Here is a 3671-nt window from a genome sequence, read left to right as displayed (position 1 = left end):
GCCGCGCTGGGCGCCGGCGACGCGCGCGGTTACGTGCTGGGCGGGGCCGCGCTGCTGGGCGCGGGCGTCACCGCGTTCTACATGACGCGCGTGATGCTGATGACCTTCTTCGGCAAAAAGCGTTGGGGCCCAGGCATTCATCCCCACGAGGCCCCCGCCCTGATGACCTGGCCGATGATTCTGCTCGCCGTCGGCTCGGTGTTCTCGGGTGGGCTGCTGGCGTGGCGGGGCACCTTGGCGCGCTGGCTCGAGCCGGTCGTCGGGAAACACGAAGAGGTCACCCACGCCTTCCCGGTGTGGGTCAACACCGCCCTGGCGCTGGGCGTCGTCGCCATCGGGATCGCGGTGGCCTACCGGTTGTACGCCAAAGCGGAAATCCCCCGGGTGGCCCCGCTTTCCGTGTCGCCGGTCACGACGGCCGCGCGCAGGGACTTCTACGGCGACGCCTTCAACGAGGAGGTGTTCATGCGCCCCGGAGCCGAACTGACCCAGGCGCTCGTCGACGTCGACAACGCGGGCGTCGACGGCTCGGTGAACGCACTGGCCGCGCTGGTGGGCCGGACTTCGAATCGCCTGCGGGGGCTGCAAACCGGCTTCGCCCGCAACTACGCATTGTCGATGCTGACGGGCGCGGTCCTGGTGATCGCGCTGATCCTGGCGGTGAAACTGTGGTGAACAACCTTCCGTGGCTGAGCGTCCTGTGGCTGGTGCCGCTGGCCGGCTCGGTGCTCGTCATCCTCCTGCCGCCGGGGCTGCGCCGACTCGCCAAGTGGACGGGCCTGGTCTTCGGCGTCCTGACGCTGGCCGTCGCGATCGTCGTCACCCTGGGCTTCAAGTCCGGTGGCAGCACGTACCAATTCGTCGAAAGCCATTCCTGGATCCCGGCATTCGGTGCCACCTATTCCCTGGGCGTGGACGGCATCGCCGTGGTGCTGGTGCTGCTCACCGCGGTGCTGATCCCGGTGTTGCAGGTGGCCGGCTGGAACGACGGGGACGGTGACGACCCGTCACGAAGCGGCGGGCGCAGCCCCCGCGGCGTGCACGCCTACGTCGCTCTGACGCTGGCCATCGAGTCGATGGTGCTGATCTCCGTGGTCGCCCTCGACGTGCTGCTGTTCTACGTGTTCTTCGAGGCCATGCTCATCCCGATGTACTTCCTGATCGGAGGCTTCGGGAGCGGTCCGGGCAGGTCACGCGCGGCGGTGAAGTTCTTGCTGTACAACCTGTTCGGCGGGCTGATCATGCTGGCCGCGGTGATCGGGCTGTACGTGGTGACCGCGCAGCACGGTTCGGGCACCTTCGACTTCCGCGAGATCGTGGCCGGCGTCGCCTCCGGTCGCTACGGCGCCGACTCCGCGGTGTTCAAGGCGCTGTTCCTGGGCTTCATGTTCGCGTTCGCCATCAAGGCGCCGCTGTGGCCCTTCCACCGCTGGCTGCCCGATGCCGCGGTCGAGGCCACCCCCGCGACCGCGGTGCTGATGATGGCCGTGATGGACAAGGTCGGCACCTTCGGCATGCTGCGTTACTGCCTGCAGCTGTTCCCGGGCGCCTCAACGTATTTCCGCCCCCTCATCATCGTGCTGGCTGCCATCGGCGTCATCTACGGGGCGATCGTGGCCATCGGGCAGACGGACGTCATGCGCCTGATCGCCTACACCTCGATCTCCCACTTCGGGTTCATCATCCTGGGCATCTTCGTGATGACGAGCCAGGGGCAGAGCGGGTCGACGCTGTACATGCTCAACCACGGCCTGTCCACGGCGGCGGTGTTCCTGATCGCGGGATTCCTGATATCCCGGCACGGCAGCCGCAAGATCGCCGATTACGGCGGGGTGCAGAAGGTGGCGCCCGTCCTGGCGGGCACGTTCCTCGTCTCGGCCATGGCCACCCTGTCGCTGCCCGGCCTGGCACCGTTCATCAGTGAATTCCTGGTGCTGTTGGGCACATTCAACCGGTACTGGCTGGCCGCCGCGTTCGGTGTCACCGCGCTGGTGCTCTCCGCCATCTACATGCTGTGGCTCTACCAGCGCATGATGACGGGGCCGGTGGCCACCGGCAACGAGAAGATCGTCGACCTGCGGGCGCGCGAATTGGTCGTGGTTGCACCGTTGATCGCGCTGCTGTTCGTGCTCGGGGTCTACCCGAAGCCGGTGCTCGACATCATCAACCCCGCCGTCGAGAGCACCATGACCACGATCGGCCAGCACGACCCCGCGCCGAGCGTGCCGGCCGTCAACCGCGCACCCCGGACAGCCGAAGGACCGCGATGATGACCCTCCCCACCCCGAGCATCGAGTACTTCCTGCTGTGCCCGACACTGATCGTGTTCGGCGTCGCGGTGGTGGGAGTCCTCGCGGAAGCGTTCCTGCCCAGGCGGATCCGTTATGGCGCACAGGTGACCCTGGCCCTGGCCGGCCTGGTCGCGGCATTCCTCGCGACCGTGGAGGTGGCCGAGTCGATCCCGGCCTCCGGCCGCGCGACGGTGCTGGGCGCCATGGCCGTCGACCGAACCACCCTCTACCTGCAGGGCACGGTGCTGCTGGTCGCGGTGCTGGCGGTGATCTTCATCGCCGAACGCACGCAAGCCAAGGCGGAGAGCAAGGTTGCCGCGGGTGTGGGAGTCGCCCGCCCGGCCGGCCTCGACTCGTTCACCCCGCAGGCCTCCGCGATTCCCGGCAGCGACGCCGAGCGGGACGCGGAGCGGGCCGGGGCCGCGCAGACGGAGCTGTTCCCGCTGTTGATGCTGTCCGTCGGCGGCATGATGGTGTTCCCGGCGTCCAACGACCTGTTGACGATGTTCGTTGCCCTGGAAGTGCTTTCGCTGCCCCTTTACCTCATGTGCGGCCTGGCCCGGCACCGGCGCCTGCTGTCGCAAGAGGCGGCGATGAAGTACTTCCTGCTGGGCGCGTTCTCCTCGGCGTTCTTCCTCTACGGCGTGGCGCTGCTCTACGGCGCGACCGGCACGCTGCTGCTGACCGGCATCCGGGACGCGCTGGCGGCGCACGGGGACACCTCGATGGCGCTCGTGGGCGTTGCACTGCTGGCGGTCGGCCTGCTGTTCAAAGTGGGTGCGGTGCCATTCCATTCGTGGATTCCGGACGTCTACCAGGGCGCGCCGACCCCCATCACCGGGTTCATGGCGGCGGCTACCAAGGTCTCGGCCTTCGGCGCGCTGCTGCGGGTGGTCTATGTCGCGCTGCCGCCGCTGCACGATCAGTGGCGGCCGGTGCTGTGGACCATCTCGATCCTCACCATGGCGGTGGGCACCATCACGGCGGTGAACCAGACCGACGTCAAGCGCATGCTGGCCTATTCGTCGGTCGCCCACGTCGGCTTCATCCTCACCGGCGTCATCGCCGACAACCAGGCGGGCCTCTCGTCCACACTGTTCTACCTGCTGGCCTACAGCTTTTCCACCGTCGGCGCGTTCGCCATCGTCGGCCTGATCCGCGACGCCGACGGCGTCGAGGACGCCACCCTGGCACATTGGGCCGGGCTCGGGCAGCGCTCACCCATTGTGGGCGTGATGTTTTCGATGTTCCTGCTGGCCTTCGCCGGCATTCCGCTGACGAGCGGCTTCGTCAGCAAGCTCGCCGTGTTCAAGGCCGCAGCCCAGGGTGGCGCGGCGCCGCTGGTGATCGTCGGTGTCGTCGCCAGCGGCATCGCCGCCT

2 protein-coding genes and 1 pseudogene are annotated in these 3671 nt (G+C 68.0%); all 3 read left to right on the top strand.

Annotated features, from left to right (window positions below):
• Positions 1-675: pseudogene (locus A9X05_RS14815) on the top strand (NADH-quinone oxidoreductase subunit L); the annotation flags it as partial.
• Positions 672-2270 carry an NADH-quinone oxidoreductase subunit M gene (locus tag A9X05_RS14810; RefSeq protein WP_197499068.1) on the top strand — a complete coding sequence of 533 codons (1599 nt, stop codon included), beginning with the start codon at positions 672-674 and terminating at the stop codon, positions 2268-2270. The pseudogene A9X05_RS14815 and the gene A9X05_RS14810, both read left to right, overlap by 4 nt.
• Positions 2270-3671, top strand: a 1402-nt coding sequence (gene nuoN / locus A9X05_RS14805) for an NADH-quinone oxidoreductase subunit NuoN (RefSeq protein ID WP_067782318.1), incomplete at its 3' end; no start/stop codon positions are given. The genes A9X05_RS14810 and nuoN, both read left to right, overlap by 1 nt.

This window comes from Mycobacterium sp. E3298, from assembly GCF_001666895.1.
Lineage (GTDB): Bacteria > Actinomycetota > Actinomycetes > Mycobacteriales > Mycobacteriaceae > Mycobacterium.
Note: the sequence above shows the minus strand (reverse complement) of the source record. Positions and strands in the feature narration are given on the sequence as shown.